Genomic DNA, 2,790 nt, shown 5'->3' on the forward strand with positions numbered 1-2,790 from the left:
GGTGAGAGGGAGATCGGGGGGAGCCCGACGGGTTGCGCGCCGGTGCCCCGGGAAGGATGGTCGCGTCCAGGCGGAGCCTGACCGAGCCGCGTGTCCGCGACGACGTGCCGTTGTCCCGTCGACGCTGCTGTAGTCAGCGATCGGGCCGGGGGTGATCACCACGGCGGTGAGCAGCCAGCGTCGAGGCCAGCGCCGCTCGATCGAGCTTGCCCCGCGGCGTGCGCGGCAGCCGGTCCACGACCAGCACCTGCACCGGCATACTCGGACTCGGCAAGGTCGCGCGCAGCCGCCGCCAGATCTCTTCGGCAGCAGGCGCGCCCGCCCCGACCACGATCGCCGCCGCGGGCGCTTCCCCCATGCGCGCGTCGGGCACGCCGACGCAGGCGGCCTCGGCGACACCCGGTATCGCCGTGAGCGCCGCTTCGACGGCGGCGGGTTCGACGTTGAGGCCGGCCCGGATCAACATCTCACTGTCGCGGCCGAACAGCCGCAGGCGGTTGCCGATCACCTCGCCCCGATCGCCGACCGTCATCCAGCCGTCGACGGGACCGCCGGTCACGCCGTCCGCGGTCAGGTAGCCGTCGAACAGCATGTCGCTGCGCACGTACACCAGGCCGTCGCGGACGCGGGCCTCGACACCGGAGAACAGTTCGCCCGCCGACTTCTCGTCGGCGCTGCCGAGTCCGCGATCGAACGACACGAAGCTCAATTCGGACGCACCGTAGAAGTGCACGAGCGAGGCGTTCGGCAGGACTTCCCGCAACGCCTGCCGTCCCGCGCGCGGCCACCGGGCCGCCGAGGACAGCACTTCCCGGACCTCGCCGACCGGGCCGATTCCCGCCCGCACCACGTCCCAGGCGATCGTCGGCACCGAATACAGCTGCGTCGCACCGTCGTTCAGCGCCTCGGCCGCCGGCCGCAGATCGACCGTGGCGCCGCGGGTCAAGGCGTGCAAAGCGCCGTAGAGGAAATGCGTGTGGTCGAGCACGCCCGGCACCGAAACCCGGTCCCCGGCTCCGATGTCGAACGTGCGGTCGGAGCGATCCAGCGTGGCGGCCCACGACAGCTGATCGCGCACGAAGAGCTTCGGCTCACCGGTGGTGCCTGAGGTGATGCCCACCAGCAGTTCGGCGCCCGGTTGCGCCTTGCCCGCCGCCGCATCGGATTCCAGTGCGGCAGCCGTTCGCACGACGCCGTCGAATCCCAGCCGCCGCAACCGCCGGTGCTGGTGCGGCGCGGCCACCACGGCTCCCGGCTCGGCCAGCGCGAGCACCCGGGCGAGCTGCTCGGGCAACAGATGACGGTGCAGCAGGACGACACTCACCCCCGCGTGCATCGCCGCGGTCACCGTCACCAGCGATTCGACATCGGACGTGGGAAGCACGGCGACCCGGCGCATGCCGTCGAGCCCGGCGGCGGTGCGCAGGACCTTCGACCAGAACCGCTCGTAATCGACCCGCTCGCGTCCGGAGATCACGGCGGTCGCGGCGGGATTCGTCGCGACCCGCCGAGCGATCCGCGCGGCGAGCAGTTCACTCATCGTCCACTCCCCGCGCGGCCAGCGCGTCGCCCATCGCGTCGGCCGTCCGCAGCGCGCGCACCAGCACCGGCGTGACCAGCGCCGTCATCGACCATTGCAGGCCGCGAGCGCGCCGTGCCTCGGCGACCTCGTGCACGATCCCCGCCAGCAGCGGGACACACCGGATCGCCAGCGCCAGCAGCAAGCCGACCCGCTCGGGATCGACACCCACCCGGCGCAGCGGCCCGAGCCACCGGGTCACAGCGTCGAGCATGTCGGTCACCCGGGTGGTGAGGGTGAACAACGCCGCGAGCGCCACCGAGACCACCAGCACACCGCACACCACCGCGGCTCGCGCAGGCGAGGTGATCAGCACCTGGAACACGGCGATGAGCAACAGCATCCACACCAGCGGACGCAGTTGGGCCACGGCGACCCGCCACGGGATCCGGGCCACCGCGAACAATCCCGCCACCACCACCGCGGCGGCCGCCACCTGCGGCGGAGTGCGCACGAACACCGTGGTCGCGACGATCGACGCCAGCAGCAGCACCAGCTTCACCCCGGCGGGTATCCGGTGCAGCGGCGAATCGCCCGGACGGTACAGGCCGATCATTCGACCGACGCCCGGTATGCCGCAACGGCGTCGCCGGGTGTTCCGTCGAACACCACCGCCCCGTCGTCGATCACGATGACACGTTCGAAACTCTCCAGCAGCGACAGCTGATGCGTCACCACGATCACCTGCTGGTCCACCGCGTCCAGCGCGTCGGCGACGACCCTGGCGTTGCGCAGGTCCAGCAGGGTGGTCGGCTCGTCGGCGACGATCACCTCCGGCCGCCGGATCAAGACCGCGCCGAGGGCGAGCAGCTGTTTCTGCCCGCCGGACAACAGGTGCGACGGGTGCTCGGCGTGGCCCGCGAGCCCGAATCGTTCCAGGATCTCCCGGACCCGCTCCGCGGTCTCCTGCTTGCTCAGCCCGGTCCGCCGCAGCGAGAAGGCGAGATCCTCGGCGACCGTGGGCATCACGATCTGGGTGTCGGGGTCGGTGAAGACGAACCCGACCTTGCGCCGCACCTGCGCGCCCTTGCGCGAGGCGTCCACGCCGTCCACCGTGACCGTGCCGGAGCTCGGCGTCAGCAGGCCGTTGATCATGCGCGCCAGGGTGGATTTGCCGGAACCGTTGGACCCGATGACGCCCACGCGGCGCTCGGTGATCCGCAAGTCGATGTCGCGCAGCACCTTTCGCTCGCCGAAGCGGTGACTCACCG

Annotated in this window: 3 protein-coding genes; all 3 read right to left on the reverse strand. The window is 71.5% G+C overall.

Features of this window, described 5'->3' with window-relative positions; all coding sequences use genetic code 11:
• Positions 1-133: 133 nt before the first annotated feature.
• The 3 genes from ON21_RS30490 to ON21_RS30500 are packed head-to-tail and all read right to left on the reverse strand — an operon-like array spanning position 134 to position 2,788.
• A complete protein-coding gene (locus tag ON21_RS30490; RefSeq protein ID WP_039803710.1) occupies positions 134-1,540 on the reverse strand; it encodes an AMP-binding protein in 1,407 nt (468 codons plus the stop codon).
• Positions 1,533-2,135, reverse strand: coding sequence for an energy-coupling factor transporter transmembrane component T family protein (locus ON21_RS30495; protein ID WP_039803716.1), 603 nt, complete (start codon positions 2,133-2,135; stop codon positions 1,533-1,535). Before ON21_RS30495 ends, ON21_RS30490 begins: the two co-directional genes overlap by 8 nt.
• Entirely contained in the window at positions 2,132-2,788 is a 657-nt protein-coding gene (locus ON21_RS30500; RefSeq protein ID WP_039803718.1) for an energy-coupling factor ABC transporter ATP-binding protein, read from the reverse strand. The genes ON21_RS30495 and ON21_RS30500 overlap by 4 nt, the downstream gene beginning before the upstream one ends.
• Between the last annotated feature and the right edge of the window lie 2 nt (positions 2,789-2,790).

Origin of the sequence: Nocardia araoensis NBRC 100135 (genome assembly GCF_000308435.1) — a bacterium.
GTDB classification, from domain to species: domain Bacteria; phylum Actinomycetota; class Actinomycetes; order Mycobacteriales; family Mycobacteriaceae; genus Nocardia; species Nocardia araoensis.

Coding starts and splice junctions, on each gene's coding strand:
- ON21_RS30490 (WP_039803710.1), bottom strand. CDS start 1,540: ATGAGTGAACTGCTCGCCGCGCGGATCGCTCGGCGGGTCGCGACGAAT.
- ON21_RS30495 (WP_039803716.1), bottom strand. CDS start 2,135: ATGATCGGCCTGTACCGTCCGGGCGATTCGCCGCTGCACCGGATACCC.